This is a genomic window from Corynebacterium poyangense, assembly GCF_014522205.1.
In the GTDB taxonomy this organism is placed as follows: Bacteria; Actinomycetota; Actinomycetes; order Mycobacteriales; family Mycobacteriaceae; genus Corynebacterium; species Corynebacterium poyangense.
Genome location: NZ_CP046884.1, coordinates 1,545,972 through 1,572,950 on the forward strand (window position 1 = coordinate 1,545,972; position 26,979 = coordinate 1,572,950).

General features: G+C 52.3%; 26 protein-coding genes. 6 read left to right on the forward strand and 20 right to left on the reverse strand.

Annotated features, from left to right (window positions below):
* Positions 1–12: 12 nt before the first annotated feature.
* Positions 13–1,209: a 1-deoxy-D-xylulose-5-phosphate reductoisomerase gene (gene dxr / locus GP475_RS07265; protein ID WP_187973769.1), complete on the reverse strand. Its 1,197-nt coding sequence runs from the start codon at positions 1,207–1,209 to the stop codon at positions 13–15.
* Positions 1,210–1,363: 154 nt separating this feature from the next.
* Between dxr and GP475_RS07270 the strand changes: the two genes are divergently transcribed.
* Positions 1,364–1,843: a DUF2631 domain-containing protein gene (locus GP475_RS07270; RefSeq protein ID WP_187973770.1), complete on the forward strand. Its 480-nt coding sequence runs from the start codon at positions 1,364–1,366 to the stop codon at positions 1,841–1,843.
* Positions 1,844–1,951: 108 nt separating this feature from the next.
* Here the strand turns inward: GP475_RS07270 and GP475_RS07275 are convergent, their stop codons facing one another.
* From GP475_RS07275 to rlmN, 3 genes are read right to left on the reverse strand one after another with little or no spacing between them, the layout of a single operon-like run.
* Positions 1,952–3,658: a hypothetical protein gene (locus GP475_RS07275; RefSeq protein WP_187973771.1), complete on the reverse strand. Its 1,707-nt coding sequence runs from the start codon at positions 3,656–3,658 to the stop codon at positions 1,952–1,954.
* Positions 3,645–4,442, reverse strand: a complete 798-nt coding sequence (locus GP475_RS07280) for an ABC transporter ATP-binding protein (RefSeq protein WP_187973772.1) — start codon at positions 4,440–4,442, stop codon at positions 3,645–3,647. Before GP475_RS07280 ends, GP475_RS07275 begins: the two co-directional genes overlap by 14 nt.
* Before the next feature lie 37 nt (positions 4,443–4,479).
* Positions 4,480–5,580 (reverse strand): 23S rRNA (adenine(2503)-C(2))-methyltransferase RlmN, encoded by a 1,101-nt coding sequence (gene rlmN / locus GP475_RS07285; protein ID WP_187973773.1) that lies wholly within the window; start codon positions 5,578–5,580, stop codon positions 4,480–4,482.
* 76 nt (positions 5,581–5,656) lie between these two features.
* On the opposite strand from rlmN, the gene GP475_RS07290 reads away from it, so the two are divergent.
* Positions 5,657–6,031, forward strand: a complete 375-nt coding sequence (locus tag GP475_RS07290) for a LapA family protein (RefSeq protein ID WP_187973774.1) — start codon at positions 5,657–5,659, stop codon at positions 6,029–6,031.
* Between the two features lie 47 nt (positions 6,032–6,078).
* Here the strand turns inward: GP475_RS07290 and GP475_RS07295 are convergent, their stop codons facing one another.
* The 6 genes from GP475_RS07295 to rpsB all read right to left on the reverse strand — a co-directional run bounded on the left by GP475_RS07295 (position 6,079) and on the right by rpsB (position 12,478).
* Positions 6,079–7,008 (reverse strand): phosphatidate cytidylyltransferase, encoded by a 930-nt coding sequence (locus GP475_RS07295; RefSeq protein ID WP_187973775.1) that lies wholly within the window; start codon positions 7,006–7,008, stop codon positions 6,079–6,081.
* Between the two features lie 53 nt (positions 7,009–7,061).
* Positions 7,062–7,619, reverse strand: coding sequence for a ribosome recycling factor (frr, locus tag GP475_RS07300; RefSeq protein ID WP_187975848.1), 558 nt, complete (start codon positions 7,617–7,619; stop codon positions 7,062–7,064).
* A 79-nt stretch (positions 7,620–7,698) separates the two neighbouring features.
* Entirely contained in the window at positions 7,699–8,385 is a 687-nt protein-coding gene (pyrH, locus tag GP475_RS07305) for a UMP kinase (protein ID WP_223144692.1), read from the reverse strand.
* 121 nt (positions 8,386–8,506) lie between these two features.
* Positions 8,507–10,591 carry an acyltransferase family protein gene (locus tag GP475_RS07310; protein WP_187973777.1) on the reverse strand — a complete coding sequence of 695 codons (2,085 nt, stop codon included), beginning with the start codon at positions 10,589–10,591 and terminating at the stop codon, positions 8,507–8,509.
* A 146-nt stretch (positions 10,592–10,737) separates the two neighbouring features.
* On the reverse strand, positions 10,738–11,565 hold the full coding sequence (gene tsf, locus GP475_RS07315; protein WP_187973778.1) for a translation elongation factor Ts: 828 nt from the start codon (positions 11,563–11,565) through the stop codon (positions 10,738–10,740).
* A gap of 94 nt (positions 11,566–11,659) precedes the next feature.
* Positions 11,660–12,478 carry a 30S ribosomal protein S2 gene (rpsB, locus tag GP475_RS07320; RefSeq protein WP_187973779.1) on the reverse strand — a complete coding sequence of 273 codons (819 nt, stop codon included), beginning with the start codon at positions 12,476–12,478 and terminating at the stop codon, positions 11,660–11,662.
* A gap of 380 nt (positions 12,479–12,858) precedes the next feature.
* Between rpsB and GP475_RS07325 the strand changes: the two genes are divergently transcribed.
* Entirely contained in the window at positions 12,859–13,380 is a 522-nt protein-coding gene (locus GP475_RS07325; protein WP_187973780.1) for a murein hydrolase activator EnvC family protein, read from the forward strand.
* Here GP475_RS07325 and GP475_RS07330 read toward each other — a convergent pair.
* From GP475_RS07330 to rplS, 8 genes are all read right to left on the reverse strand, one after another.
* On the reverse strand, positions 13,343–14,290 hold the full coding sequence (locus GP475_RS07330; protein WP_187973781.1) for a tyrosine recombinase XerC: 948 nt from the start codon (positions 14,288–14,290) through the stop codon (positions 13,343–13,345). The two genes, GP475_RS07325 and GP475_RS07330, sit on opposite strands and share 38 nt — an antisense overlap.
* Before the next feature lie 216 nt (positions 14,291–14,506).
* The gene (gene dprA, locus GP475_RS07335; protein WP_187973782.1) at positions 14,507–15,673 is read right to left on the reverse strand and encodes a DNA-processing protein DprA; all 1,167 of its coding nucleotides are present in this window, start codon (positions 15,671–15,673) and stop codon (positions 14,507–14,509) included.
* 2 nt (positions 15,674–15,675) lie between these two features.
* Complete coding sequence (locus tag GP475_RS07340; RefSeq protein WP_187973783.1) at positions 15,676–17,205, reverse strand: YifB family Mg chelatase-like AAA ATPase; 1,530 nt, start codon at positions 17,203–17,205, stop codon at positions 15,676–15,678.
* Positions 17,192–17,548: a YraN family protein gene (locus GP475_RS07345; RefSeq protein WP_224400498.1), complete on the reverse strand. Its 357-nt coding sequence runs from the start codon at positions 17,546–17,548 to the stop codon at positions 17,192–17,194. The genes GP475_RS07340 and GP475_RS07345 overlap by 14 nt, the downstream gene beginning before the upstream one ends.
* 172 nt (positions 17,549–17,720) lie before the next feature.
* Positions 17,721–18,029 carry a DUF2469 domain-containing protein gene (locus GP475_RS07350; protein WP_187973784.1) on the reverse strand — a complete coding sequence of 103 codons (309 nt, stop codon included), beginning with the start codon at positions 18,027–18,029 and terminating at the stop codon, positions 17,721–17,723.
* Positions 18,019–18,705 (reverse strand): ribonuclease HII, encoded by a 687-nt coding sequence (locus GP475_RS07355; RefSeq protein WP_187973785.1) that lies wholly within the window; start codon positions 18,703–18,705, stop codon positions 18,019–18,021. Before GP475_RS07355 ends, GP475_RS07350 begins: the two co-directional genes overlap by 11 nt.
* Positions 18,706–18,708: 3 nt before the next feature.
* Positions 18,709–19,506 carry a signal peptidase I gene (gene lepB, locus GP475_RS07360; RefSeq protein ID WP_187973786.1) on the reverse strand — a complete coding sequence of 266 codons (798 nt, stop codon included), beginning with the start codon at positions 19,504–19,506 and terminating at the stop codon, positions 18,709–18,711.
* 81 nt (positions 19,507–19,587) lie between these two features.
* Positions 19,588–19,929: a 50S ribosomal protein L19 gene (rplS, locus tag GP475_RS07365; protein ID WP_187973787.1), complete on the reverse strand. Its 342-nt coding sequence runs from the start codon at positions 19,927–19,929 to the stop codon at positions 19,588–19,590.
* 156 nt (positions 19,930–20,085) lie between these two features.
* On the opposite strand from rplS, the gene GP475_RS07370 reads away from it, so the two are divergent.
* The 3 genes from GP475_RS07370 to GP475_RS07380 are packed head-to-tail and all read left to right on the forward strand — an operon-like array spanning position 20,086 to position 23,670.
* Positions 20,086–20,265, forward strand: coding sequence for a hypothetical protein (locus GP475_RS07370; RefSeq protein WP_187973788.1), 180 nt, complete (start codon positions 20,086–20,088; stop codon positions 20,263–20,265).
* Positions 20,231–21,967 carry an ATP-binding cassette domain-containing protein gene (locus GP475_RS07375; RefSeq protein WP_187973789.1) on the forward strand — a complete coding sequence of 579 codons (1,737 nt, stop codon included), beginning with the start codon at positions 20,231–20,233 and terminating at the stop codon, positions 21,965–21,967. Before GP475_RS07370 ends, GP475_RS07375 begins: the two co-directional genes overlap by 35 nt.
* Positions 21,967–23,670: an amino acid ABC transporter ATP-binding/permease protein gene (locus GP475_RS07380; RefSeq protein ID WP_187973790.1), complete on the forward strand. Its 1,704-nt coding sequence runs from the start codon at positions 21,967–21,969 to the stop codon at positions 23,668–23,670. The genes GP475_RS07375 and GP475_RS07380 overlap by 1 nt, the downstream gene beginning before the upstream one ends.
* On the opposite strand, the gene GP475_RS07385 is transcribed toward GP475_RS07380, so the two are convergent.
* Both GP475_RS07385 and GP475_RS07390 read right to left on the reverse strand, forming a co-directional pair.
* Entirely contained in the window at positions 23,667–25,976 is a 2,310-nt protein-coding gene (locus tag GP475_RS07385) for a Tex family protein (RefSeq protein WP_187973791.1), read from the reverse strand. The genes GP475_RS07380 and GP475_RS07385 overlap by 4 nt on opposite strands.
* Positions 25,977–26,055: 79 nt before the next feature.
* The gene (locus GP475_RS07390; protein ID WP_187973792.1) at positions 26,056–26,979 is read right to left on the reverse strand and encodes a chymotrypsin family serine protease; all 924 of its coding nucleotides are present in this window, start codon (positions 26,977–26,979) and stop codon (positions 26,056–26,058) included.

Genomic DNA, 26,979 nt, shown 5'->3' on the forward strand with positions numbered 1-26,979 from the left:
CAGAGCCGAGGATTAACGTTGAGTGATACGTTGCTGGGCCTGGGCCCGCGCCTGGGCTTCCGCAGATAGCACTTCCTGCAAGTCAGGGATTGCCGCCTCGACGTTCCCCTTCGCACCAAGGGTGGAATGAGTCAGCTCAGCGCAGACCTCGCTGACAATATCAACAATTTCTGGGAATTTGATTTGGTTATTCAAAAAAGCAGCTGCGGCTTCCTCGTTGGCCGCATTATAAATCGCGGGCATCACACCCCCATGTCGAGCAACTGATCTCGCTAACTCCACTGCCGGGAAGGCGTCATTATCTACTGGTTCAAAAGTCCACGTATGGGAGTCAAAAAAATCTAGGGCGGGTTGGGCCTCAGGGACACGATTCGGCCATAGCAGGGCATGGGCAATGGGCATTTTCATCGACGGTGGTGAAGCCTGGGCAATGGTGGCCCCGTCGTGAAAAGTCACCATGGAGTGGATGACGGACTGCGGATGTACCGTGACATCGATAATGTCAGGGTCGATATCAAAAAGCAGCGTCGCTTCAATGAGCTCAAGCCCTTTATTCACTAATGTCGCCGAGTTTAGGGTATTCATTTGCCCCATTGACCAGGTAGGGTGGGCTGCCGCTTGGGTGGGGGTTACCGGCCACATGCGCTCTCGGGACCACCCGCGGAAGGGGCCGCCCGAAGCGGTAAGAACAAATCGTTTCACCTCGTTTGTCCGGCCAGCGCGAAGACACTGCGCCATGGCCGAATGCTCCGAATCTACTGGGATTAGTTGACCTTCTCGAGCTTTCGACGTCACTAGCCGGCCACCAGCAACGAGAGATTCCTTATTGGCTAAAGCTAACCGAGCCCCGGTATCAAGTACCGCTAAGGTAGCCGCCAAACCCATGGATCCCACCAAGGCGTTGAGGACTGTGTCTGGGCTCGACGGCAATTCAGCGGAGCGTCGGACTAATTGCTCTGCAGCATCATCACCACTGATTACTTCGGCACCGAGAGCTGCCGAGACGGTCGACGCGGCCTGGGGGTCGGCCACCGCTACCTGGTGTGCGCTTAGTCCCCAATGCCGAGCTTGGTCAATGATGAGCTGTGGCTGAGAACCGTGGGCCGCAATCCCGATAAGCTCAAAAAGATCTGGGTGAGCTGCCATAACTTCTAAAGCCTGGGTGCCGATTGAGCCGGTGGAGCCGAGGATCAAGATGCGCTGAATCATTCTCCTATCTTGGCATCACGCTCGCAAGGACATGTAGCTACCCCCAGACACCCCGCATTCGGGTAAACCAAAAGGATGGCAAAGCAGGGAATCTGAGGAAAACATGTGTAAGATAAGGAGGACAAGAATTAGGTAGCTACATAAGGAGAGCGCTGTGGCTGTTTCCCATGAAATCAAGCCGGAAATTTACAATGGGGTGTCTACTCTCGATGAACCTTCCGCCGCTTGGGGATGGCACGGGCTAAGCCGTACCGCAGTTCAAATTTCAGGATGGATCTCTGTCCTTATTCTCTTGGGTTATCACTTCGGTAACCACCGCGGCCATGTGGAAACCATCTGGCTTTTGGTGATCGCCGCAGTTATTGCCCTTGGCTTGCTGATTCACCTCTTCCAACCGCAAGGTCACCAAGTTCGTACCCTTACCGCCCGCAATAAGCCGGTGGGGCACCGCGAGCCGGAATGGGCATATCTGCAGGCAACTCTGCAAGGGCCATATGCTGAACTGAGTGATTCTCAGCTTCGCTCCTTAAATATTGATCCTGCTCGGGTCCAACACCTTCGCGCTATCGATCACAACTCTGCTCAGGCTCCTCGCACTGGTGCACACGCTCTCCGCACCCCGGAAGAAGCCTAATAAATCTTTTCTCCGTAGAGTTTCACGGAAAAAGCAATAACACTGCTGCCCCGCTGATACCGGATCTCTTCCTCGTTAGAAGAAGATCCTGGCAATCAGCGGGATTTTCTATGTTAACCAAACTCGTACTTTTTGGAATATCGTGGCCTGGTCACACTCCCATTTCTTCACTGCCTGATGGAGGGCCAGCAGATACAGTCCGACGGGAATCAAAATGCTAACAAGCACTCCTAGGACATCAAGCCACAGCTGTCCCGAGTTGGACCCGATATAGGAAAGGATTATTCCTGGCACCACGGGGATCCAGCCGAAGAGGAGCACACCAAAACTAGCTACCATTGCTGCTGCACGATAACCACTTCGTTCAGCGTAGGGAGAGGTTCCCGGTTGAGAAACTGCATATGCATTGAACTCTGAGAGCACCAGCCCCAGAGCAGAGACCACAATAATGATGCCTACGCTAAAAAACGCCGCGTGAAGAATGATATTCCCGATCTCCGTGACACTGTTTCCCTTGAGGGACAAACTAACCACCATCGCTACTAGCGTAATAATCACGCTATAGCCCGCTACGGCGAATCCTAGAAGATTGCGCCCCACTAAGAGCGAGCGAGATTTAATGCCGCTAAGGATGTGGAGACCCACCCCGGGACCGTCATAGCCGTGGTCGTTAATAGAAATCACTGAACCGAGCACTGCCACCATTAAGGGCGGAAAATACCCATAGGAATGAGAGCCATTGAGGTAGCTCTGCATGGTCAAGAATATTCCTAGAATCGGAATGGTATAGAGCGTCACAGAAACCCGGCTATCACGAGGCATATAGCGCACCGCGCGGGAAAATACAACGGACATGGGAGACCACGGCAAACCTGGAAGAAGTAACTTCTTTGGCTGCATTAACTCGGTAGCATAACGGGCTTTCTTGGTGCGGGAGTGAGAGCCAGCATAAGCACTTGGGTTTTTTACCTCGTTATCGATGAGGCGATAGCTCAACCAGAAAACCGCACCGATGGTGGCAAGGCTTATGAGGGAGGTTGCCACTACACCTAACCAATTCCCAGCAAGAGATTGAACGATGATGCCGGCCGGGGCGGCTAAGGGAGTCCACTGGAGAATGTTCCCGATTGCAGAGTAGTTTTCTGTTAAATCAGGAGAGTGAAAAAGAAGGTTTACCGCGATGATGAAAATAAAGAATAGTAATCCCCCTATTTTTCCTAGTTTCTCTTTGAAACTGCGATCGCGGTGACTAAAAAGAAGGGTTAAAAATGTTGCACCAGCTGAGGTGAGGATTATTGATAGCAATGACCCCAGTATGAGCAGTAGTAAAGAAATCACACCTAAGTGAGGTACCGAAACAGCGATGATAATGGCACTTATTATAGTGCATAAGATTATCAAGATGCTGCGTTGTCGATAGAGAGAACCGATAAAAATAGATGCGAAGTATTCTTTGGCGCTGATATTGTAGGTGGGGAGCAAAGCCGGGGGGATGGGAAAATCCATCATGGGGAAGAAGAGAGCCCAAAATATTAATAATAGTGTTCCCATACCGAAAACTGCGGCTATGAGGGGAAATGAATTAGAGTGAGCTAACTCTTCATTAAGAAATATCCCTATCCCTACTAAACTTAGAGTTACATATATCCAAATTAATATCGAGAGAACAAGGACAGACTTATTCTCTTTAACTTGTCTCCTGGTTAATAATGAGCTCAAGTTGATCAAGGTCCGCCACCGTGGTTGAGCGGCGGGAAAAGCATTGCGGATTCGATCTTTGGTGCTGACCTCAGCGGGGGAGTTAATTTTCTTCATTTTGCGGTCCCCCTAACCAAGCCAAAGAACCTTCATCTAGCTCTGCCCCACCAACAAGTTCCACAAACACTTCGGACAGACTACGGTTGCCGCGGATTTCCGAAACTTTAGCGCTGTGCAGGACTCGACCCTGGTTGATAATGGTGACATGGTCACACAGTCCTTCCACCAGCTCCATAACATGAGAACTTAAGACAACCGTTCCACCATGATGGACATAAGATTTCAAAATGTCTTGAATCAATCGAGCTGACACCGGATCAACTGATTCTAACGGCTCATCAAGAATCAACACTTCCGGGTTATGCAGCATGGCTACTGCTAACAGAATCTTTTTTGTCATGCCTGCGGAATAATCAACGACACGCGTATCCGCAGCTTCCGCTAACCCCAACGTCTCTAATAACTCTGAGCCTCGCTGCGCAATGACATCTGGCTCCATGCCCCGCAATCCACCCGCATAAGCCAATAATTCCGGTCCGGATAATCGTTCAAAATAAGGATTATTATCCGCGAGTAAACCCATCTGCTTTTTCACCTTTTCAGGTTCAAGCCAAGTGTTATACCCCGCTATATAGGCCTCACCAGAATCAGGTTTCAGCAAACCAGTCGCAAGCGAAATAGTGGTAGTTTTTCCAGCGCCATTTGGTCCAACAATTCCGCATAAACAACCACGCGGAATATCTAAGCTAAGATTATCTACTGCTATTTTGTCGCCGAATCTTTTATTGAGACCTCGAAGTGCTATTGCTGCATTTCGCGGATTAGGGTCAAGACTCATCATGAGCCCTATACTAACAAAGGTTAAGGAAAACCCGTGGTTATTGTCGATCTTCGGCAGCCAACTGTCCACAGGCAGCCGCTATTTCTTGACCGCGAGTATCCCTCACGGTACACGGCACCCCCTGCGCGATGATGCGTCGAACAAATTCATCTTGACGAGCTTTGGGCGAGGCATCCCAGGGGGATCCAGGGGTCGGGTTAAGTGGAATCAGATTGACGTGAACCAGTGGCCCCAACGCCCGATGCAATTTCTTAGCCAGGAGGTCTGCTCTCCATGGTTGATCATTGATGTCACGAATCAGCGCATATTCAATAGAGATCCGACGCCCAGAGCGGTCGGCATAATATCGTGCCGCCTCTAAAACTTCGCTGACTGGCCAACGATTATTGACTGGGACAAGAGTGTCTCGAAGTTCATCATCAGGTGTGTGCAATGAAATAGCGAGCGTAACCGAGAGATCTTCATCAGCAAATTTTCGTATTGTTGGAGCTAATCCCACCGTGGAAACAGTGATATTTCTTTGCGATAAGCCGAATCCTGATGGAGCTGGACTGGTGATTTGACGCACCGCAGAAAGGACTCGTTTGTAATTAGCCAGTGGCTCTCCCATTCCCATGAACACCACATTGCTTAATCTGCCACCTTCAGCATTCATGGTGGCAGCGGCAGCTCGCACTTGATCGACAATTTCTGCAGTCGAGAGGTTTCGATCCAAACCACCTTGACCGGTGGCGCAAAATGGGCACGCCATCCCACACCCTGCTTGTGAAGAAATGCATAGGGTGGCTCGATCTGGATAGCGCATCAAGACGGATTCAAGGAGAGTACCGTCGTGCAATCGCCAGAGGGTTTTCCGGGTCTCCCCGTTATCCGTTTCAATTCTCCTCACCTCTTCCATGAGGGTGGGGAAAAGGGCATCCTTGATCTTTGGGCGCAGATCAGCCGGCAAATCAGTCATGCTGTGTGGATCCGCTTCGCAGCGTCCATAATAATGCCGCGCTAATTGGTCCACCCGAAACTTGGGGACGCCGAGGTCCGCGAGCACGGCTATGCGCTGTTCTCGATCAAGATCTGCAAAATGCTTCGGAGGTAGCCCGCGCTTGGGTGCGGAGAATTGTAACGCCACTGGTTTTGCCATGATGTAGCTATCATTGCACGGTCGAAGAGATGGGGCAAAACCACGTCAAAACCTTAGAGTGCGTACATTTGACAGTATGACGCAATCCTCACCTTCTCACTCGCCCCAGTCTGATCCGCACACGAGAACGGACACCTCTGACTCTTCTGCCTCATCGCCTACCCCATCCACTGATGACGCTGTCATAACTCCCCCACCGTCGCCGCGTCGAGTCCAAGGCTCCCTGGCCGGCAGTACCTGGGTGGGACTGATTATCGGGGCACTGTTGCTTATTTTGCTCATTGTTTTCATCGTGCAGAATCAGCAACCTGCAACAGTAACTCTCCTTGCTTGGGATTTCACCCTCTCTGCTGGCCTCATCTATCTGCTATTTGCGATTTTTGGCGCCTTAATCATGGCTCTCGTAGGTGGTGTCCGGATGATCCAACTGCGCCGCCAAGTGCGACAATAACTTCACCCTACCGGTGTTGCGCTATCTCTTCGCGACCATCCGCCGCTCTAGACTGCACCAGAAGAATTAATGATCGTCAAAATCAGCCAAGTCACCATGGCCGCCGGAAGCATTCCGTCGAGGCGATCCATAATTCCCCCGTGCCCGGGCAGAATATTCGACATATCCTTAATCCCTAGTTCTCGTTTGAATTGGGATTCCACCAAATCCCCTAACGTGGCACAGACCACCATCAGCACTCCGAGAATAGCGCCCATCCACCAGTAGTGTTCTAAGAGCACACTCACTGTCAAGCTGCCAACAATGACGCCACCCACTAAAGAACCGGCAAAACCTTCCCAGGATTTCTTAGGGCTCACCGCGGGGGCCATGGGATGTTTTCCGAAAAGGATGCCAGCGGCATAGCCTCCGACATCCGATGCGACGACGCACAACATGAAGGTCAAGATGTAGAGTGAACCGCTATTGGCGTCGAAAATCACCTCGCTCTGGGAGGGACTCGCCGCATCTACTTCGATGCGGGATAGCATCGCCGCAAAGGTTCCAAACATAGGGATCCACGTCAGCACAAAGATCCCTACAGTGGTGTCGCGCAAGTAATTTTGCGGTGCGGTAGTAGGGCCGTGATGGAATAACCTGCCATACATCAGCGCCAACACGCCGGTCACATACGCTGCCACCAGCCCTTTTGTTCCAAAAGGCCAGCTAGCCCAGATCATGGCTTGCCCCATGATAATTAGCAGTGTCCGCGGAAGAACATAACCGTTTTCTCGTAACCGGGTACAAACTTCCCAGGTTGCTAGTCCTAAGGCAGCGGCAACTAAGGGGTACCACAAAACCGGAAGAACCAGGATACATAGGATAACGAGCACACCTAAGCCAACCCCCACACCGATGGCGGCTTTGAGGTTTCGCCCGGCTGAATTTCGCGGCTTGAGAAAATCCTGCTGAGAAAGTTTGTGGGTGCTCTTCTTCACGGTTTCCTTCCCTACCCCCTGTGGCTGACCCCCCAAGATCAACGCCGCAGCAACTAAACGGCCATGAGTTCTTCTTCCTTCCGGGATACCACCTCATCAACCTGAGCTACATAATTGTGGGTGATCTTATCCAGCTCTTTTTCCGCCGCCTGAACTTCATCCTCACCGGCGTCACCGTCTTTTTGGATCTTCTTTAATTGATCCATTCCTTTACGGCGGATATTACGCAGGGCGATTTTCCCGTCCTCACCCTTGGATTTTGCCAGCTTCACCATATCCCGACGTCGCTCTTCAGTCAGTTGAGGAACGGTTACTCGCAACACCTGGCCATCATTAGTGGGGTTGACCCCCAAATCAGAGTTACGAATGGCGTCTTCAATCTCTCCCATAGCTGAAGCCTCATAGGGCTTAATGAGCAGCATCCGCGGTTCCGGAACTGAAATAGTTGCCATTTGGTTGATGGGGGTTCGAACCCCGTAATAGTCAGCGAAAACGCCGTTGAACATCGCCGGGTTAGCACGTCCAGTGCGGATGGTGGTCATTTCCTCACGGGTATGTTCGACGGTATGGGTCATTCGTTCTTCGGCTTCGAAGAGAATCTCATCAATCATGGGTATTCGTATTCCTTTGCGCGTTGAATTAGGAGAATAGTCCGGATCCAGTCCGGACAGAGTCATGGGAGTTAGCGTATCAGGACTGCACCAACGTACCGATGCGCTCCCCGGCTACCGCCTTAGCAATGTTTCCATCGCTGAGCAGATTAAACACCAAAATCGGCATATTATTGTCCATGCACAAGCTGAATGCGGTCGCATCGGCCACTTTTAAGCCTTTTTCGATGACCTCGCGTGGGGTGATTTCCTCAAAAAGCTCAGCCTCTGGATTGGTCCGGGGATCATCGCTATACACGCCGTCGACCGCCTTAGCCATCAACAACACCTCACAGCCGATTTCTAAAGCTCGCTGGGCTGCGGTGGTGTCCGTGGAGAAGAACGGCATCCCCATGCCTGCACCAAAAATGACTACTCGACCTTTTTCTAAGTGGCGGGCTGCTCTGAGGGGGAGATAGGGTTCAGCAACCTGAGTCATTTGGATAGCTGTTTGAACTCGGCAATCAATCCCCTCCTTGAGGAGGAAATCCTGGAGCGCCAAACAGTTCATGACTGTGCCCAACATACCCATATAATCTGAGCGGGACCGATCCATGCCACGCTGCTGGAGCTGGGCGCCGCGGAAAAAATTTCCGCCACCGATCACCACGGCAATTTCGGCCCCGGCCCGAGAAACCTCAGCAATCTGGCGCGCAACGTTTTCGACTACATCGGGATCAATGCCTACCTGACCCCCGCCGAACATTTCCCCTCCAAGTTTCAGCATTACCCGCTTATATCCGGCATTGCGTGTTGTGTTTTCGGGGGCATTCACAGTGGTGCTTCTCCTTTACCTCTGTTACGCGTGATCGCTTAGTATCCGCGTTCATCCTACCGTGCCATCGCGATTAGACGCCGCACTGGCCGGGTACTTTTTTGTCATGATGTACCCACTGCTGAAGTGCAGCTCGAACCGCGTCAGCATAAGCCTGTGCCCCTGGCGGATCTGGGTGAATGAGATCACTGCGAAGTAAGGAGTGATCAGCCTGGGCTCGATGGCACCAATCGGCCACGTACACATTCGGATACTTCTTCGCGGCCTCAAGCACCTCTTGTTGTGCCGCGGGCATATAGGAACGGTCTCCGTAGGGCATCACCAAAATTATGGTGCGCTCCGCGCCGAGACTGCGAATAATTTGATCCAAGAGTTGGGGATTTCCCGCCCCGTCGGCAGGCCCGTTAGTACCAAAACTGAGCACCACAAAAGGATCAAGCGTCCCGGCTGCTTTCATCGAAGAAATGATAGCTGGGGCCGCCTCATAATGGCGAGACACTTCCCCGTCCACATAGATGCCGGGGAAAGCGTCATTCATAGCCGCTTTCGACGCCAAAAGAACGGAGTCACCAATAGCGGTGATCTCATCACCTTTAGGCATCTCTCGATGTTCTTGCTCGGCTATGTCAGTGGCATCAACTGCTTGAGAAAGGTCACCTTTATCTTGAGACATCGCCGCAAGATCTGATTCCAATTGGGTTTGCTGGGGAGCACAAACCAAAGCGAGAGCAGTAATCGCGGCGAGACCGACTACACCGAATCCCCATTGGAGGCGACGCGTTCCAGGAATCAGGGAACCAAAGAATTCTCGTGCTACTGCTTTGTATCCGCGACGACGAATCGGTGTCTCAATCACCCGGTAGGACCAGTCAGCTAGTGCTAAAGAAAAAGCTAAGGCTAATAGACCACAGACCAAGGTAGTTGTGGTGGAAGTGGTGTTAGCGCCAAAGAAACGTCGGGCAATTTCTTTCACAATCACCACAACGGGCCAATGCCAAAGATAGAGTGAAAAGGAAATTGATCCCAAGTACCTTAAGGGACGAAACTCCCCAATTATTCGCGGAATGGTGTGGTTGCGGACTACGCTAAACACCACAACAGCTGTGGCTAGCGAAGCCAGGAGAAGCCCTCCCCGATACGTCCATGGAGATTGATCCGGTAAGAATACAACTAAGCCGGCCAGGACGACCAAAGCCGCAAGCCCTCGTAATCCCGCATGGCGCCGGGGGCCGGGAATGGGCCAAGAATCAGCGTCCGGATCAGCGCTGTTCGAGCTGAGGGAGAGCGCCAAGGCCGCACCAATTAACAACCCGAAGGCGTGGGTGTCTGTCCCGTAATACACCCGAGAAGGGTCCTCAGATGGGTTATAGAAAACCAGCATTAACAGGACTGAACCGAGCGCCAAGATCAGCGAGGTGAGAACAAGTGGGCGTCGAGATTTGTTACGGGCAGTAACAGTGATGAACAGGAAAATGAGTGGCCACAGGAGATAAAACTGTTCTTCTACTGCCAAGGACCAATAATGGGCAAAGAGTTCAGCGCCGGACTCCGCAAAATAGGAGCGTGAGGCGATGATCTGTCCCCAGTTATTGGCAAATAAAGCTGAGCTGAAGAATTGTCGAGGAAGTCCGACGGCTGCATCTCCCCCGAAAAAGCCGCCGATAGCTGTCATCGTAATGAGGACAAATAATGCGGCTGGCAAAATACGTCGAGCTCTTCGCAACCAGAACTGCGGTAGGCTCACAGATCTGGTGACGGCTTTTTCGCGAACCAATAGCGACGTGATTAAGAATCCGGAGAGGACGAAGAAGATATCGACCCCCAAAAATCCACCAGGAAGCAGGTGTGCAAAGAAGTGATAGATCACTACTACTGATACAGCGATACCCCGAAGACCATCTAAGCCAGGGACGCGACGAATCTTTGGTTTGTTCTTCTTCTGCCCTGGCCTAGACGGCGCCGGGGCGGTAGTTTCCCGATGATCGTCATGTGGCACCGACGTTGGCCGCGGCGCAATGGCACGCGGCTGGACTTTCTTCACAGGGAGAGGGCGTCGGGCTGGAGTCAGCGCTTTTATAGGTTCGCGGGAGGACTTGCCAGGCGGCAAGGCTAGTTGTGGTTCAGTTGGCTTCCCCGGGCCCACCTGCGACGATTCCATCCCTGATAAATTTCCCTCAATCCAATAGTGCCGATGCCTGCTAAAGCACTAGCCCAAAAACGACAGAGACCACCCTACGCGCATGAGGCGCGAGGGTGGCTCTTTGGGGGCGGGTGTGTCGCTAAACAATACCCTCTAAATAGATATTAGTGCTGGCCGACCTCAAAACGGATAAAGTCCGTGAGGGTAACTCCCGCTTCATCCATCAGTTGTTTTACGGTCTTCTTATTGTCAGCAACAGAGGGCTGCTCAAGAAGAACAGCATCCTTGTAGAAACCGTTGAGGCGCCCCTCGACAATCTTCGGAATAGCCTTCTCCGGCTTTCCTTCCTCACGGGTAATTTGCTCAGCAATGCTGCGCTCTTTCTCCACTACCTCAGCGGGAACTTTATCCCGGCTCAGATAAGCGGCTTTCAATGCAGCTACCTGCATGGCTGCATTATGCGCTGCCTGCTCTGCAGCCTCTCCGGAACCGGTGTAAGCAACAAGCACGCCTACTGCCGGAGGTAGGTCAGCAGACCGCTGGTGAAGATAAACCGAGACGTTATCGCCCTTGATGGTAGCGGCGCGACGCAGTTCGAGTTTTTCACCGATCTTGGCAGACAGTGCCTGGATAGCGTCAGCGGCGCTTTGACCATCCACCTCAACTGCCTGTAGCTCTTCGGCAGAGTTCGCGCCAGCGGCAGCAGCAGCTTGAGCAACCTTAGCTGCGAAGTCTTTAAACTCGGCATTCTTAGCCACAAAGTCGGTTTCGGAGTTGACCTCAATCATGGTCTTGCCAGATACCGCAATAAGGCCTTCAGAGGCATTACGCTCGGCACGCTTACCAACATCCTTGGCACCTTGAATACGCAGGACCTCAATGGCCTTTTCAAAGTCACCATTGGTTTCTTCCAGCGCATTCTTACAATCCAGCATGCCGGAACCGGTGATTTCACGAAGCTTCTTTACGTCTGCAGCGGTGTAATTCGCCATGAGTTTTTGTGTTCCTCCTTCGATGGGAACAAAGTTAAGTCTGGGAACACCCGGGGTCTCCCCAGACATCGTTGACAGTGCGTCCTAGCAAATTTTACTGAGCATCCTCAGCTTTTTCAGCTGTTTCCTTCGCCTCAGCATTAGCTTCCGCAGACTCCACCGCTGCGGCATCCTTTTCTGCGGTATCACCAGCGGATTCCTTTGCAGCAGCCCGCTCACGCTCTTGCCGAGCCTTACGCCCCTCTTCAACGGCGGTAGAAATCACACGCGTGAGCAACGTGGTGGAGCGGATAGCATCATCATTACCCGGAATAGGATAGGTAACTTCATCAGGATCGCAGTTGGTGTCCAGGATAGCTACCACCGGAATGCCCAGCTTCTTTGCTTCAGCAACAGCGATATGTTCCTTATTGGTATCAACAATCCATACTGCGGAAGGAACCTTAGACATCTCAGCAATACCACCGAGGACTCGCTCAAGCTTGACCCGTTCGCGGGTGAGCATGAGGACTTCCTTCTTGGTGCGTCCTTCATAACCGTTCTCAGCAGCGTCCATAGCCTGAAGTTCTTTCATCCGGCCCAGCCGCTTAGATACAGTCTGGAAGTTCGTGAGCATACCGCCCAACCAACGGTGGTTTACATAAGGCATGCCAACACGCTCAGCTTCAGTCTGCACTGCTTCCTGAGCTTGGCGCTTTGTTCCTACGAACAAGATAGTGCCGCCGTGCGCCACAGTTTCCTTGACGAACTCGAAAGCCTCGTCAATATAGGTCAAGGTCTGCTGCAAATCAATGATGTAGATGCCATTACGGTCAGTGAAAATGAACCGACGCATCTTCGGGTTCCAACGACGGGTCTGGTGGCCAAAATGCACACCAGCATCCAGAAGCTCTCGCATGGTCACGACTGCCATGGGATGCTCCCTCCTTAAAAATCTCGTTTCGGTTTTCAGAATATGTGCAGGTGTTGTGTCTTTGCCTGCACCCTGGCGACCGGACCACCATCAACACCCTGGCCGGAGAACCCGATTCAGGGACCGCGTCAATAGTGATTGCTCTTAGCTTTAATGCCAAGACCGCCCGCGCGTAGTCAGCTATCCTGAGCCAGGAAAATTCTCTTCCCCATGGCACGGACACACTGCTGGCCGTAACTTTAGCGCATTTTTCTTCCAATACCTAATCCCGCTAGTGCGTTTTCCACAGCCAGAAAACACAGGTCACAGCCGTCACATTTTCCCCAAGGCCCTAACGTCTGGATCACCCACCCTCGGGATATTCCCCGAAGATATTCTTCATGAGAAACCGTATCCATGTCCGCTATGGCAGCAGAATCGGTTCAGCACTGATCTGGCTAGCAGTTCACCTTATTGTCGCTTCTCCAGCTCTAGCTTATGTCGAACCTACGAGAGCATTACCGCACGCAACTGGTGTCCTACGAGGATTCGACAAACCTGAGCACAATTGGTTACCCGGGCACCGAGGAGTGGACTTGGCCTTAGATATTGGCGCCCCCGTACATGCTGCCGAAGAAGGCGTAGTGGCGTTTACCGGCGTAGTAGCGGGGACACCGGCAGTATCCATAGATCATGCCGACGGCATTAGAACCACGTACCAACCGGTATACCCGCAGGTTAACCGCGGCGATCAAATTTCCGAAGGCCAAATCATCGGTACCCTAGCCCACCCCTTCGACGGCCACCCCGGACTCCATTGGGGAGCAAAAAAGGGCACAGAATACATCAATCCTTTATCGCTCTTATCCACCCCGGTGATTCGCCTCAAGCCCGTGGGTGGGCTTGGCGATAAACCTGTTTGAGCCGCTCAGCATTGACATGGGTGTAAATCTGCGTGGTCTGAAGAGAACTATGCCCCAACATTTCCTGAACCATACGAAGATCTGCTCCCCCCTCGAGTAAATGGGTGGCGGCGCTATGTCTTAATCCGTGCGGAGTTAATGTTCCACAGCCATTGACAGCAGCAGATTTTTCCACAACCCGACGCACTTGCCGTTGGTTGATACGTCGTCCCCGCACTCCCACAAATAGCGCGTCTTCTTCAGCCGAAGCCAATTCTTGTCGACCCAGGTCAAGCCACTTTTTAACTGCTTCAGCCGCTGGCCTACCAAAAGGCACGACGCGTTGCTTATCCCCTTTGCCCGTTACCCGTGCCGTACGCAGCCCTAGATCAATGTCTCCAACATTTAACCCGCACAACTCGGCTACCCGCATTCCTGACGCATAGAGCAATTCCAGCATGGCGACGTCACGATAATATTCTGGCTCTGAAGAAGAGTCCGTATTAGTGATAAGTTCTTCAGCTTGATCGGGATTAATCACCACCGGCAAAGTCCGATAACTGTGCGGATTAACTAGCCGAGCGGCAACATCCTGGTCGAGATAGCCCTGAGTACGAGACCATCTACTAAAAGCTCGTACTGCGGCTGCCCGGCGCGCCAAGGTGGCACGACTTCGCCCAACGCGCATAGCTTCCGCTAACCAGGAGCGGAGATTTTCCAAAGTGAAATCCGCATAGGTGGGAGCTATCTTCGCTAAGGATTGAAGATCAGATCTGTATCCCTTTACCGTGGCCGAGGATCGACCTTTCACCAAGCTTTGATAATCCGCAAAATCCTCAATGGCGGCGTTGAGTTGGACGCGGGGCCTCGACGTGGTCGAAGGCGGCGTCGGCCGTTGCTCCGACGCCGCCTCCCTTGTTGACTCACCCATAATGCACAACCTTAGCTTCCGATCAGTCCCGGGGCGAGGTTCCTTTATCCTTACGCTGACCCGATCTTCCCTTTCGGTAGCGATCCTGAGCCCAGCCCGACTCAGGATCACTTAACTTAGGCTTGCCTGCATCACTTTAGCCTAACCTTCGTGAACCGGCAAGGGGTCTGCGGAAAATTTTCTTGTTTCATCATCCCCCTTCGCTGGTTTCCGTGACTAGCAGCGGATCCAAGTGGTTCCCTTCCTCTGGCACAAACCGCGTTCTTGCAGCGCCATCAAGGTATAAACGCATAATCTGAGAGGCACTCCAGAATCTCGAGCGATATTCTCGGTTTCGATCCGGTGGTAGTTACTTAGCGCATCAAAGACCCGTAACTCTACCGGAGCTAAACCTTGAATATCATCGGCTGCAAATTGCCTCTCCCATTGTTCGGTAGCGTCCACCGCACCCACTTGTTCTACAAGTGAGCGAATATCATCGCCACTGATTACTAGTTGGGCCTCTCCCTTTTGAATTTTGTCATGACATCCAAGAGAGTTGATCGAAGTGATCGGACCGGGCACCGCCATACCTACCCGTCCTAGGCCTTGAGCCCACATCAAGGTGTTTAATGCCCCGGAACGCCACGCGGCTTCTACCACCACTGTTCCTTGTGATAGTGCGGCAACCAATCGATTCCTGGTCAAGAAGCGATGTCGAGCCGGTCTGAGTAGTGGCGGATACTCAGTAAGTAGTGTGCCGCCACCTTGGGCAACTCGACGAAATAGTTGCTTATTGGCTGCCGGGTAATTGACCCCTGCCCCGCTAGCCATCACAATGATGGTCCGGCCACCCGACGCCAAAGCCTGCTCATGGGCGACAGTATCTACCCCTAAGGCTCCTCCCGAGACGATGTTCCACTGATGCGGAACCAACTCACTGACGAGTTTTTCTGTGGCGTGCCTGCCGTAGTTACTTAATGCCCGTGTACCAACAACCGCGATAGCTCGCTGGCTTGATTCGGCCACCTCGTCCCCCGCCACCCATAGGGCATGTGGACAGGTGGCATCATGCTGATAACTACGGATGATGTCGCTTCTCCCCGATGAAGCAAAGCCGAAGGCTTGTTGAAATTGCTCCTGAGGCCATTCTGTATCCGTGGCACAAATAATCCGGAAACCTAAGTGCGCAGCCTGGGCCAGATCCTCTTTGGCGGCAGAGTGCTGATAGCGACTCTCACTTTCACTCAGTAGTTTCTTTCCGATCCACGGTTCCCGATGAAAAACCCCGTGGGCGATTTTTTCGAGTTCGATGCCAGCTGACAGGTGGTGCTGGAGTGCTTTGCTCGGGCCTTCGATCACTCGAGAAAGATAGGCGGCAGCCTGATGTTCTTTACTCCACATTCTTAGAATTCCTCATATCCATTGTCGTGGTGAAAGGCCATCGCTTTTTCCATGTGATCCATAGTCGGCTGCCTTGCCCCCGCAAGATCACATAACGTCCACGCCAACCTCAAATTCCGGTTAACCCCCCGCTGAGAGATTGTTCCACGCGCTAGATACGCCTCAAGCATCGCCATTGCTGCCTCGTCAGCAGGAAAATGGCGTCTCAAAAGATGTCCGCTGAGATGCGCATTAACTCTCACCGCTAATCCGCGTGATGCCCAGCGATGAGCAGCACGATCCCTAGCTTCGGCGACTCTTTCTGCAATCGCAGCACTCGATTCGGCAGCTCGATCAAACAGGCTCTGACCTGTGGAATGACTACGCACGATAATGTCCAGGCGGTCTCTTAATGGCCCAGAAATATTGCTCAAATATCGTCGTCGAATATGAGCTAAACAACGGCACTGATGGGGTTTGTCAGCACCACAGCGGCAGGGATTAGCCGCCATCAGCAATTGGAAACGCGCCGGAAACGTGACCTCGTGTCGCGCCCTCATCACAGTGACTTCTCCGTCCTCGATGGCGGTCCGTAGCCCATCCAAAATGGGTGCTGGTATTTCTGAAACTTCATCAAGAAATAACACACCGTGGTGAGCTAAACTCACCGCTCCAGGGTGAGGATTACCACTGCCTCCTCCCAATAACGCTGCTCTACTTACGCTATGGTGCGGGGCAATAAAAGGAGCGTGACTTAAAGGCTCAACAACCCCCAGTCCGCTGAGTGAATGAATTGCGGTGGCTTGAATCCTTTGCACAGAATCGAGTTCGGGCAAAATACTTGGAAAACGAGCCGCTATCATTGACTTTCCGGATCCTGGGGGACCGATCATCAGCATGTGATGTCCACCGGCAGCAGCAACTTCGGCTGCCTTAATGAGACTAGATTGACCTACCACGTCTTTCATGTCCCCTGAAAAGCGTTGCGCTTTCCGGAATTCAGGGGAACTCGGTGGCAATAACCCCACCTGCCCTATTGCCCAACCCCACACCTCGCTCAGAGAGTCAGCAACCAGGACAGTTACCTCGTCTTGAGAAAAGAGAGTAGCTTCTGAAGCGTTTGCCCGTGGAATAATAACAGTGGGTATTTTTTCATCGCGCGCAGCCATGAGCGCAGAAAGAACTCCAGGCACCGGTTTAAGCCTCCCATCTAGCCCCAACTCCCCGAGGAACATGGTGGAAGCACAGCGATAAGAAAGTTCTGGATCACTAGTTGCCGCAGCCAACACCCCCATGGCCAGCGACAAATCATAGTGTGCACCGGTTTTTCGAAGTGAAGCCGGCGACAAGGAAATCGTAATTTTTGAGCGCGGCCAGCCAAGCGTCGAGTGTTGAATTGCCGTCCGCACCCTCTCGCGGGCTTCACTAATAGACGTATCGGCTAGCCCGACGATATGGATGCCTGGCAGACCCGAACCTATCTTGACTTCCACGGTTACCAGGTGAGCACTAACTCCATAGAAACTAACGGTGCGTGTGCTAGCAAGCCCCATCCTCAACCCCCTTGAAAATGCGAACAGTGCCGGATTGGATCTCTACGACATCAATCCGTATCTGCTGGACGTGATGTTCCCGGAGCCAGGCAGCAATGGCTCGCCGTAGTCGTCGGATTTTATCTGCAGTGACCGCCTCAGCACCTCCAAAATCTGTTCTAGTGCGAGTCTTGACCTCAATAAACACGACGGTTCCGTCTCGTTCCTTGACGATGAGATCAATTTCGCCACCCGGGTATCTGACATTGCGGCCGAGAACACTGCCCCCTTGTGCTTGGTAGATCTGTGCAGCATGAGACTCGCCAGCTTTGCCAAGCAACACGTTGTGTTTGATGCGTGCCACAACAACACCTCCCCCCGAAAAAAGAAATGACGTTTAGGTGACTTCTACTCTGGATGCTGTGGGCACCAACCGCCAGTTAAGCAAAGAAAAATCACCCGAAGCTGTGGAGAACAAGAGTATTCCACAACTAAGGGCGAAAGGAGTTGACTATCGATTCTTTTTCGGCTCCCAGTTAAGACTCGGGCATCATGATGTCCGGCTTATCTAGTTCCTCAATATTGACGTCTTTATATGTAATAACACGAACATACCGAACAAATCGTGCGGACCGGTACATATCCCATACCCAGGCATCAGACATCCGCACTTCATAATAAACATCAGAGCCCTTAGTATGCGGAATTAATTCCACCGCATTAGCTAAATAAAATCGCCGCTCTGTTTCCACAACGTAGGAAAATTGGCTAACCACATCCCGATATTCCCGGTACAGCGAAAGTTCAACCTCAGCTTCGTAATTATCCAGTTCCTCAGCGCTCATGGTTTCCCTTCTCTTCTGAAATCTGGTTATTTAGCCACTCGTGATGCGCAGCTTTGATATTGGCATAACTATATCGGTGTTCCGGGCAAGCTCCGTGACGGCGCACCGCTTCCAGATGAGCAGAAGTTCCATACCCCTTGTGATTTTTCAATCCATATTCTGGATAGTCCTGATCCATCCTCACCATGAGTTCATCCCGTGCTTGTTTCGCTAAAACGCTGGCTGCAGCAATACATCGCACATAGCCATCTCCACCGATAATTGGCAGCGAAGGAATAGTTAATCCCGGCACCCTCATCGCATCAATCAGCACATAGCCCGGTCGAAGATCTAAAGCAGTTACTGCCCTTCGCATTCCTGAGATATTGGCGTGCTGAATTCCCCATAAGTCAATATCAGCAGCCGGAATGTGAATAATTGACCACGAGATCGCATATTTTTTAATCAGTGGCGCTAACAAAGCACGACGTTGAGCAGTTAATTTCTTTGAATCGGTCAATGTCGCTAGCTGCTGAATTGGTTCATCCGGAAGGACGCAAGCAGCCACCGTCATGGGACCACAACATGCACCCCGTCCGGCTTCATCTACTCCAGCTACCGGCCCCAGATCAGCTTTACTCAACGCTACTTCATAGGTCCGCAGGTGTTTAAGATTTCGCACACGCCCAGAATTCATCTTCTATTGATTGTGAATGTCTCGGGATTCCACTGCGCCAATTCGACTAAACGGAAAGACAATCGCCTGAACCTTACCGCGAATATTTTCCCGTGGGATTGTTCCTTGGAATTCATCTCCCAGGTGGTAGCGAGAATCCTTGGAATTTGTACGGTTGTCTCCCATCATGAAGTAATGGTCAGCGGGGACTGTAATGGGGCCAAAGTAGGGGCCGCCGCATTCGGTAGACCCGATTTGCGGGTCTACCGGGTAGGTTGGCGGGGAAAGAATATAGGCGCTGTCGATTTGTTTACCGTCGACCATAATCCCAGGATCCCCCGGCAAACAGGACACCGTTTGCCCTCCGGTAGCAATAATGCGCTTCACTAAATCATTCTCATCCGGTGCCACTAATCCAACATAGGATAAACCGTTTTGAATTCCACGAATAAAAGGGTTTTCTGAACGTTGCGAAATAAATGACGTATCCCAGGAAGGAGCACCTTTGAAAACTACGACGTCACCGGGTTGAGGATCAGAAAAGTGATACGTGACCTTATCTACCACTATTCGATCTCCGGTACAGCCGGTACAGCCGTGCAAGGTCGGTTCCATCGATTGGCTCGGAATTACGTACATCCGACCAATAAACGTTTGGATAACAAAAATGAGTGCCAATGTAATGACGATGACGAGTGGTATTTCCACATACCACGGCAATTGCTTGCGTTCCTTGCGAACACGGTGATGAGAAGTTGGCTGGGAGTCTCGGGGAGTCGTCGTGTCGTCCTCGGGAGCGGAGATGCGGAAAGAATCAGTCACCTTGCAGAGAATAGCACCAAAGAAAAACACCCCCGTGCTTTCTTCTGAGAAAGCCTGGAGGTGATAAGGAAACTAGTTGTATTAGCGCTTTTCCTTGATGCGGGCTGCCTTGCCACGCAATTCACGCAGATAGTACAACTTCGCACGACGTACAGCACCGCGACGAACAACGTCAATATGATCGATATTCGGGGAGTGAACTGGGAAGGTACGTTCAACACCGATACCGAAAGAAACCTTACGCACGGTAAAGGTCTCGCGGATACCACTGCCCTGCCGGCGGATCACCACGCCCTTAAACAACTGGGTACGGACATTGTCGCCTTCGATAACCTTGACGTGAACGTCGAGGGTATCGCCGGGGCGGAAATCAGGTACATCATCGCGCAGCTGTGCTGCATCAACCTTGTCAAGAATATTCATGAAAGATCGTCCTTCACTTTTCTAGGGACAGAGGACCCTGGCGGCACTTCCTACTATGTGGCGCTCGGCCGGTTCGTATCCGTGACATTTTTGCGACCCACTGGCAAGCCAATGGTCAACCCAAGTAGTGTGCCATAAACCAGCGCTGAGGACAAAATGGGTCGACGCACTGCCAGCCCAGGAAAGATGCCGCTCCTCATCAAGCTGAGGTATAAACTACTGGCGTCCCTGGGAATCCCCCATCCTGCCGGGCTTATCGTACGGCAACGATCCCCGACTCTCAACGTCAAAGGCAAAGGTTATGGCACATCCAGCTCAGATGTCGTCGCCAAATAACAGCACGACCACGCAACCAACGTCGGTGCGAAAAATACCGCTCGATGATGCGCGTGATCGAACATTCCAGTTCATGAGTTTTCTGCTGGTGCTGCTAAAAACCCTCGCGCTTTCTTTCATCTGCGTGGTTATTGGCCATAGCCTCGGGGATTTTTTCTCCTCGACGAGAGTGCCTGCATCTTTCCCGTGGATACCGTTGTTCTGCTGGACCGTCATTGCAGCAGGAGCTGAAGGCCTGAGACTCAACCTGGAACACATCAGTGCCCGACTAAGCCAGTGGCGCTACCAAGACCGCCTCCTCGCCCACGTCTTCCGGCGCGGCCCAGCCCAGCTCGCCAAGGAACGCCGAGGTGCGTTGATTTCGCTTCTCAGTCAAGGCACCACTCGCATCGCCGAGTACCGCCAAACTTATCTAGGACACGCCATCGGCGGCATTTTTTCACCAGTCGTGGTGCTCATCGTCATGGCTTGTTATGCCGATCCAGTGACCGCAGCTTGGCTCTGCGTAACTGTTCCAGTACTCCCACTCCTGCTCGGCAGTTTTTCCCACGTCACTCGGAAAGTATCGACGCGTTCACGCCAAGCCCGCGCACGTCTCTCTGCCCGCTATCTCGATGCTTTGCGTGGCTTAGAGAATCTCACCATCACTGGAGCAGCACCCCGAGTGTCCCAGGAACTAGCTGAGCTGGGAGAAGCTAACCGTCGCGAGATCATGCGGGTTTTAGCTGCTAACCAGTTAATTCTTTTTATTATTGACGCAGGGTTTTATCTTGCTTTCATTAGCACTTCCACCGCCTTAGCGTTATGGCGGGTCGGACGCGGTGAACTCGACGTCGGGGACGGACTCGCTATTTGCCTACTCAGTATCTTGTTGCTGGCCCCGATGTCTGAAATCGGCGGATTTTTCTATGTCGGCATGGCGGGCCGAGCCCAACAACGCGCATTCCGTGGTTTCCTCGGAACCTCAATACCTCCGGGAACAACCTCTTCGTCTCCTTATCCTGATCAGGTGATGAGGCACGGTTCCTCACACTGCGTGGGAGAAAAAGACGCCCCTGAATTACAGATCACGGATCTGAGGTTCCGCTATCCATCTGCTTCTCTTCCGGTTCTTGATCAAGTGAATATCACCTTTGAGCGAGGGAAGTTTTATGGCATAGCAGGGCGGTCAGGATCCGGGAAAACCACGCTTCTCCGGCTGCTGAGTGGTGTACTCACCCCAGAACACGGCACGCTGAAAATTAACGGTCATCCCTGCGGTTGCGTCGATCTTAGAGAAGCCAGCGCCGTCGTTAATCAATTCACCTGGTTATTTTCCGGAACAATCCGAGAGAATCTACTGCTTGCTCACCCAGCAGCTACTGAGGAAGAGATGTGGGTGGCACTGAAAAAAGCTCGATTAGATCACGAAGTTCAGCTTTTCCCGCAAGGACTTGATACTCGGATCGGCGAAGGAGGAGCTGGCCTATCAGGTGGACAAGCGCAACGTCTTTCCTTCGCTCGAGCGTTGTTATCAGGCCGTCGCCTCCTTATCCTCGATGAACCCACTGCTCATATTGATCGGGTATCAGAAGGCTTTTTGCTCGAGGGGCTCAGAAACTTAGGATCGGATTACACCATCATTATGTCTACTCACCGCGAAAACTCTTTCCACTATGTAGATTCGCTCATTGATATCTCCGAACTGGGGGTGAAGAAGTGATGGTGTCGTGGTTACTAGCACAAACTCGCCCGGTACTAGCGCCCTTAGCATGGTCTACCTTGTGCCGTATCGGGGATCACCTTTTAGGATGTTTCCTGCTTGGGCTCTCCGCATGGGGAGTTTTCTCCTATGCCATCGCGTGGCACAACGGGGCAGGATTTAGCACCTCGGTGTTAACCACCATTGTGGTCACTATGGTCCTGGTCTGTCTCCTTAAAGCCCTCCTCCACTACGGGGAACAATTCCTCGGTCACCTCGTCGCTTTCAAAGCCCTGGAATTGCTCCGCACGAACCTTTTTAGCTCACTGATCCCCCGATCCCCGGCACTAGTATGCGCCCGGTCATCCTCCGGATCCGGTGACCTCTTAAGCCGAATTACCAGCGATATTGACGGCATTGAAGTGTTTTTTGCACACTCCATCGCGCCGATAATTTCCTCTGTTGTCGTTCCATTCTTCCTCCTGGGAGGAATCGGCATCCTCATTTCACCATCGTTGGCATTCACCGCGGCGCTCGTTGTGGTCATCACGTGGTGTCTGCTTTTGATCGTGGGCTGGAAAAGCACAACCACTGCGGCAGAATCCCGGCTGCGTTCTACTGGTCAGATCAACCAACATCTCAGCGATACCATTCATGGTCTTGCAGAAGTCATCGGATATAACGCTGTCCAACGAAGAACCAACGAGTTAACCACGTTGCGCCACACCAGCATCGCCTCTTCCCAAAGAATTGGTTTTTGGTTATCTACTCGACGTATCTTCACTACCGCCGGGCAGGTTCTCAGTGTCATCCTCCCGCTGTGGGCAGTATGGTCAGATCTCACTACCGGGCAACTCAGTGTGCAATGGTGCGCCGTGGCATTAATACTGCTATGGCGCCAGTGGGAGACGATCGATGGTGTGGAGGCGTGCGCCACAGCTCTCCACACCGCTTTAAGCGGTGCACGCCGGATCTATGAGGTGGCTCATTCTCCGCTTCCTATCCTTGATGGAACAACCCCCTTCCCCACCGATCACGCCCCGGACATTACCTGGAATAACGTCTACTTCTCTTATCCAGAAGAAGGAGAACAGCTCCGAGGTGCGCACTTAAAGTCTTTCACCGCACAGGCTCATTCTGGTCAATGGACTACATTTATCGGCCGAACTGGCTCTGGAAAATCTACAGTTATTCGGCTTCTGCTGCGCTACTGGGAACCAACCCAAGGCACGATCCTTATCAACGACACCGATCTTTCTCAGTTCTCTCGCCGTGATCTCTATGCTTCAGTTGGAGTAGTAGCTCAACACAGCAGTCTGATGAGCGGAACAATAGCCGATAACCTTTCGCTAGCTACCCCGCACATCACAGATTCCCAGATGTGGGAGGCTCTTCACGCGGTGGGCTTAGCCGAAGAAATCACCTCCCAGGGGGGATTGGCGGCATCGGTGGGTGAAGCAGGAAGCTCGTTGTCCGGGGGCCAACAGCAACGGCTCGCTATTGCAGCGATGCTGCTAAAACGTCCATCCTTGGTAATCCTCGACGAGGCTACCTCACATCTCAACCCACCCCTAGCCGCACAGGTCCGCCATCACATCCGAGACTTTCTGCCGAACGCCACCGTCATAGAGATTAGTCATAGTGCAGATCGTGAGGATCCACTTATTGACCAGGTCATCAACCTTGATGGTGGGAAAATTATCGAGACCTCACAGCGGGACTAGGAGCCAAAACCGGCTTGTCGTAATGCGTCGGCCATAGCACCAGATGGTGACCGCTGAGATTGTCGTTGAGAGTTATGGGTTCGACGTTTTCCTGAGCGATGTTTCTGTTCCGCTGGGGAAACAGACTTCCTTTTGGCTCGGGGTTTCGAGGTCGAGGCTTCACCAGGTTCATCATCTAGGCGAAGGCTAAGACCGATCCTCTTGCGGTGTTCATCAACCTCCACCACTTTGACTTTCACCACTTGTCCAGAGCGAACCACATCATGAGGGTCACGAACGAAGCTCGTGGACATCGCCGATACATGGATCAGCCCATCGTGGTGAACTCCGATGTCTACAAAAGCCCCGAACGCAGCCACGTTAGTCACCGTGCCTTCCAGGATCATCCCCGGTTGGACGTCGGAAATCTGTTTCACACCCTCGTGGAAGCGGGCCGTCTTGAACTCAGGACGGGGATCTCGTCCGGGCTTTTCGAGCTCACTGAGAATATCGCTCACCGTAGGGATACCGACCGTAGAATCCGCAAAATCAGCAGGATTGAGCTTTGATAAGACAGCTGAATTAGCAATCAGCTCGCTGACATTTAACCCCGTGGTGTGACAGATTTTTTTAACAACTGGATAGGACTCGGGGTGCACCGCAGAAGAGTCCAAGGGCTCTTGGCCATTACGGATTCTTAAGAAGCCGGCACACTGCTCGAATGCTTTGGGGCCTAGGCGCGGGACTTTATGCAGCTCTTGGCGCGTCGCAAAAGCGCCATGTTCATCACGATAAGACACAATATTTTCAGCGAGCGTAGCCGTAATACCCGCTACCCGAGCAAGCAACGACGCTGAAGCTGAATTGACATCTACACCGACTGCATTGACGGCATCTTCTACCACTGCATCCAAACCACGGGCCAGCAGACTCTGGTTGACGTCGTGTTGGTACTGCCCTACCCCAATGGCTTGGGGATCAATTTTCACTAGTTCCGCGAGAGGGTCTTGGAGGCGTCGGGCAATAGACACCGCCCCACGCAGTGACACATCCATGTCAGGAAATTCTTCTGCTGCTACTGGTGACGCAGAATAAACTGATGCCCCAGCTTCGGACACCACCACCGGAATCGGCCGCCGCCCCCCAGCTTGAGCGATAAGATCAGCGACCTCGTGAGCTAATTTATCGCTTTCTCGACTCGCAGTACCGTTGCCAACGGCGATCAGCTCTACTCGATACTCAGCGCACAATTGGGCAAGTACCTGAACCGCTTCATCCCATTGCTGACGTGGTTGATGGGGATAGACAACTGCAGTATCGAGAACTTTCCCGGTAGCATCCACCACCGCAGCTTTTACCCCATTTCGGTAACCAGGATCAAGTCCAAGTGTGGTTCGCTGCCCGGCAGGAGCAGCCAGGAGCAAATCCCGAAGATTGCGCTGAAAGACGTCGAGAGCTTGAGTTTCAGCAAATTCCCGCAATCTATTGCGGATATCCAAGGCAGCAGACACCTCTAATTTTGTGCGCCAACCAAACCGAACTGCATCGCGAAGAAAGTCTGACTCCTTTGTCGCTAGCTCGAATTGCGCCGCAATCATGTGCTGGTAAGACTCGTCATCACCCGGCTCAAATGTGAGGTGGAGAAAACCCTCCTTTTCGCCTCGGACTAGAGCCAGAATTCGATGTGATGGCAACGAGCTAAAGGCTTCAGAGAAATCAAAATAATCTCGGTACTTAGCTCCCTCCGTCGCTTTGTCAGCTACCACTCGAGATATCAAAACCCCTTCGCGGTACATCTTTTCCCGAATAGCCCCCACCATGTCAGGGTCAGTAGCGAAACGATCAATTAAGATCGCTTTAGCACCTGCTAAGACCGCAGCTGTATCAGGATACCCCTCGGTGATGTACTCCTTTGCTAAGGAGTCTGGGTGCTGCGTAGGGTGAGCGATCAGAGTGTCCACCAACGGTGCAATTCCGGCTTGACGGGCCTTATCAGCCTTCGTCGTCCGCCTCCTCTTAAAGGGAAGATACAGATCCTCTAGCCGAGCCTTAGAATCGCACGAGTCAATGAGACTACGTAAGTCCGACGTCAGCTTCCCCTGCTCATCAATAGCTGCGATGATGGCTTCTTTGCGCTCTGCTAGCTCTTTCAGATATGCGAACCGTTCCTCTATATGCCGCAACTGGGCGTCATCTAAACCCTCAGTAGCTTCTTTTCGGTAGCGGGCAATAAAAGGAACGGTATTGCCGTCCTCGAGAAGCTTCAGCGCAGAGGAAACTTGGTGTTCCTTAACATTGAGTTCCTGAGCTATTGTGCGTGCGATCATTCCGGTTAGTGTAATAGTTCAGCACCGGAGTTTGACAACTGTCAGGCTGGTGTTCCTTGTCCCCGCAGAGGTCAATAATTCACTGGATACGATGAAAATCCAGGTAGGCGTCGGGATAGGAGTGCCGAATAGCATCTAGCACTCCCCACATCGGAGCTACGCCGGCTTCTTCCTCGGCACTGTCCCGGCACCTAGTGTCGGGAGAACCATCTAAATGCACCGAACTAGCAATCCCATAAATAACTTTATAGTTCCCCACTGAAATATAGTGCGGCCCACCGCTGTCTCCTGGTCGTTGACAGATATGAGGAATAAGGCTTTTAATATCAGCTTCGTGTCCATTACCTAGATCCAGAGTGAAGAGATCGATTTGATCATCGTTGATGAAGCCACATGTCTCTAGGGTTGTTCCGCCGTATTTACACGGAAGCGGTTCTGCCGCTAAGACGGTGGGGATGGCTGGTTGGGGAGGTGCCACGGGGGTTTGAGGATTTGTAATCTCAATGAGCCCCCAGTCTTCGAAGGATCCATCATTCTGGGGCATCAAGGATGAGTAACGAAAAGTTCCTAGGGGTTGATGAAGATCCGGCTGGCCATCTTTATCAAGGGCATAGATTTTATCTCCTACTTGCCCACAATGACCTGCGGTTACTGCGTAGTTGCGCGAGACAGCGGAGTTGTCAACATCGGGGGCGCGGAAAGAAAAAGCGCTGGTGCACAGAGTGAAGGTATCTGGGTTAGGAACGGGTGGGATAATTCCGAAGGTGGTGCCGGGGGCCCAGAGAGGATCGCGGGGAACCACCACCTGGATACCTGAGTTTTCAGCGTCTTGGAGCACCTGGGTAGGAAACGTAGTGGTTGGTACGGAAGGCAGTGAAGAAGCACGAAGGTGGGGGCTATCCGGTGAGAACTCCTCAAACCAGGAGGAAGCATAATTCCTTAACCCCCAAACTCCGGACAGTATTAGGAGAACAAGGAAAAAGGTTCCTAGTCGGCGGCTCAT

Coding starts and splice junctions, on each gene's coding strand:
- dxr (WP_187973769.1), bottom strand. CDS start 1,209: ATGATTCAGCGCATCTTGATCCTCGGCTCCACCGGCTCAATCGGCACC.
- GP475_RS07275 (WP_187973771.1), bottom strand. CDS start 3,658: ATGAAGAAAATTAACTCCCCCGCTGAGGTCAGCACCAAAGATCGAATC.
- GP475_RS07280 (WP_187973772.1), bottom strand. CDS start 4,442: ATGATGAGTCTTGACCCTAATCCGCGAAATGCAGCAATAGCACTTCGA.
- rlmN (WP_187973773.1), bottom strand. CDS start 5,580: ATGGCAAAACCAGTGGCGTTACAATTCTCCGCACCCAAGCGCGGGCTA.
- GP475_RS07290 (WP_187973774.1), top strand. CDS start 5,657: ATGACGCAATCCTCACCTTCTCACTCGCCCCAGTCTGATCCGCACACG.
- frr (WP_187975848.1), bottom strand. CDS start 7,619: ATGATTGATGAGATTCTCTTCGAAGCCGAAGAACGAATGACCCATACC.
- pyrH (WP_223144692.1), bottom strand. CDS start 8,385: ATGCTGAAACTTGGAGGGGAAATGTTCGGCGGGGGTCAGGTAGGCATT.
- GP475_RS07310 (WP_187973777.1), bottom strand. CDS start 10,591: ATGGAATCGTCGCAGGTGGGCCCGGGGAAGCCAACTGAACCACAACTA.
- tsf (WP_187973778.1), bottom strand. CDS start 11,565: ATGGCGAATTACACCGCTGCAGACGTAAAGAAGCTTCGTGAAATCACC.
- rpsB (WP_187973779.1), bottom strand. CDS start 12,478: ATGGCAGTCGTGACCATGCGAGAGCTTCTGGATGCTGGTGTGCATTTT.
- GP475_RS07325 (WP_187973780.1), top strand. CDS start 12,859: ATGAGAAACCGTATCCATGTCCGCTATGGCAGCAGAATCGGTTCAGCA.
- GP475_RS07330 (WP_187973781.1), bottom strand. CDS start 14,290: ATGGGTGAGTCAACAAGGGAGGCGGCGTCGGAGCAACGGCCGACGCCG.
- dprA (WP_187973782.1), bottom strand. CDS start 15,673: ATGTGGAGTAAAGAACATCAGGCTGCCGCCTATCTTTCTCGAGTGATC.
- GP475_RS07340 (WP_187973783.1), bottom strand. CDS start 17,205: ATGGGGCTTGCTAGCACACGCACCGTTAGTTTCTATGGAGTTAGTGCT.
- GP475_RS07350 (WP_187973784.1), bottom strand. CDS start 18,029: ATGAGCGCTGAGGAACTGGATAATTACGAAGCTGAGGTTGAACTTTCG.
- GP475_RS07355 (WP_187973785.1), bottom strand. CDS start 18,705: ATGAATTCTGGGCGTGTGCGAAATCTTAAACACCTGCGGACCTATGAA.
- rplS (WP_187973787.1), bottom strand. CDS start 19,929: ATGAATATTCTTGACAAGGTTGATGCAGCACAGCTGCGCGATGATGTA.
- GP475_RS07370 (WP_187973788.1), top strand. CDS start 20,086: ATGGGTCGACGCACTGCCAGCCCAGGAAAGATGCCGCTCCTCATCAAG.
- GP475_RS07375 (WP_187973789.1), top strand. CDS start 20,231: ATGGCACATCCAGCTCAGATGTCGTCGCCAAATAACAGCACGACCACG.
- GP475_RS07380 (WP_187973790.1), top strand. CDS start 21,967: ATGGTGTCGTGGTTACTAGCACAAACTCGCCCGGTACTAGCGCCCTTA.
- GP475_RS07385 (WP_187973791.1), bottom strand. CDS start 25,976: ATGATCGCACGCACAATAGCTCAGGAACTCAATGTTAAGGAACACCAA.
- GP475_RS07390 (WP_187973792.1), bottom strand. CDS start 26,979: ATGAGCCGCCGACTAGGAACCTTTTTCCTTGTTCTCCTAATACTGTCC.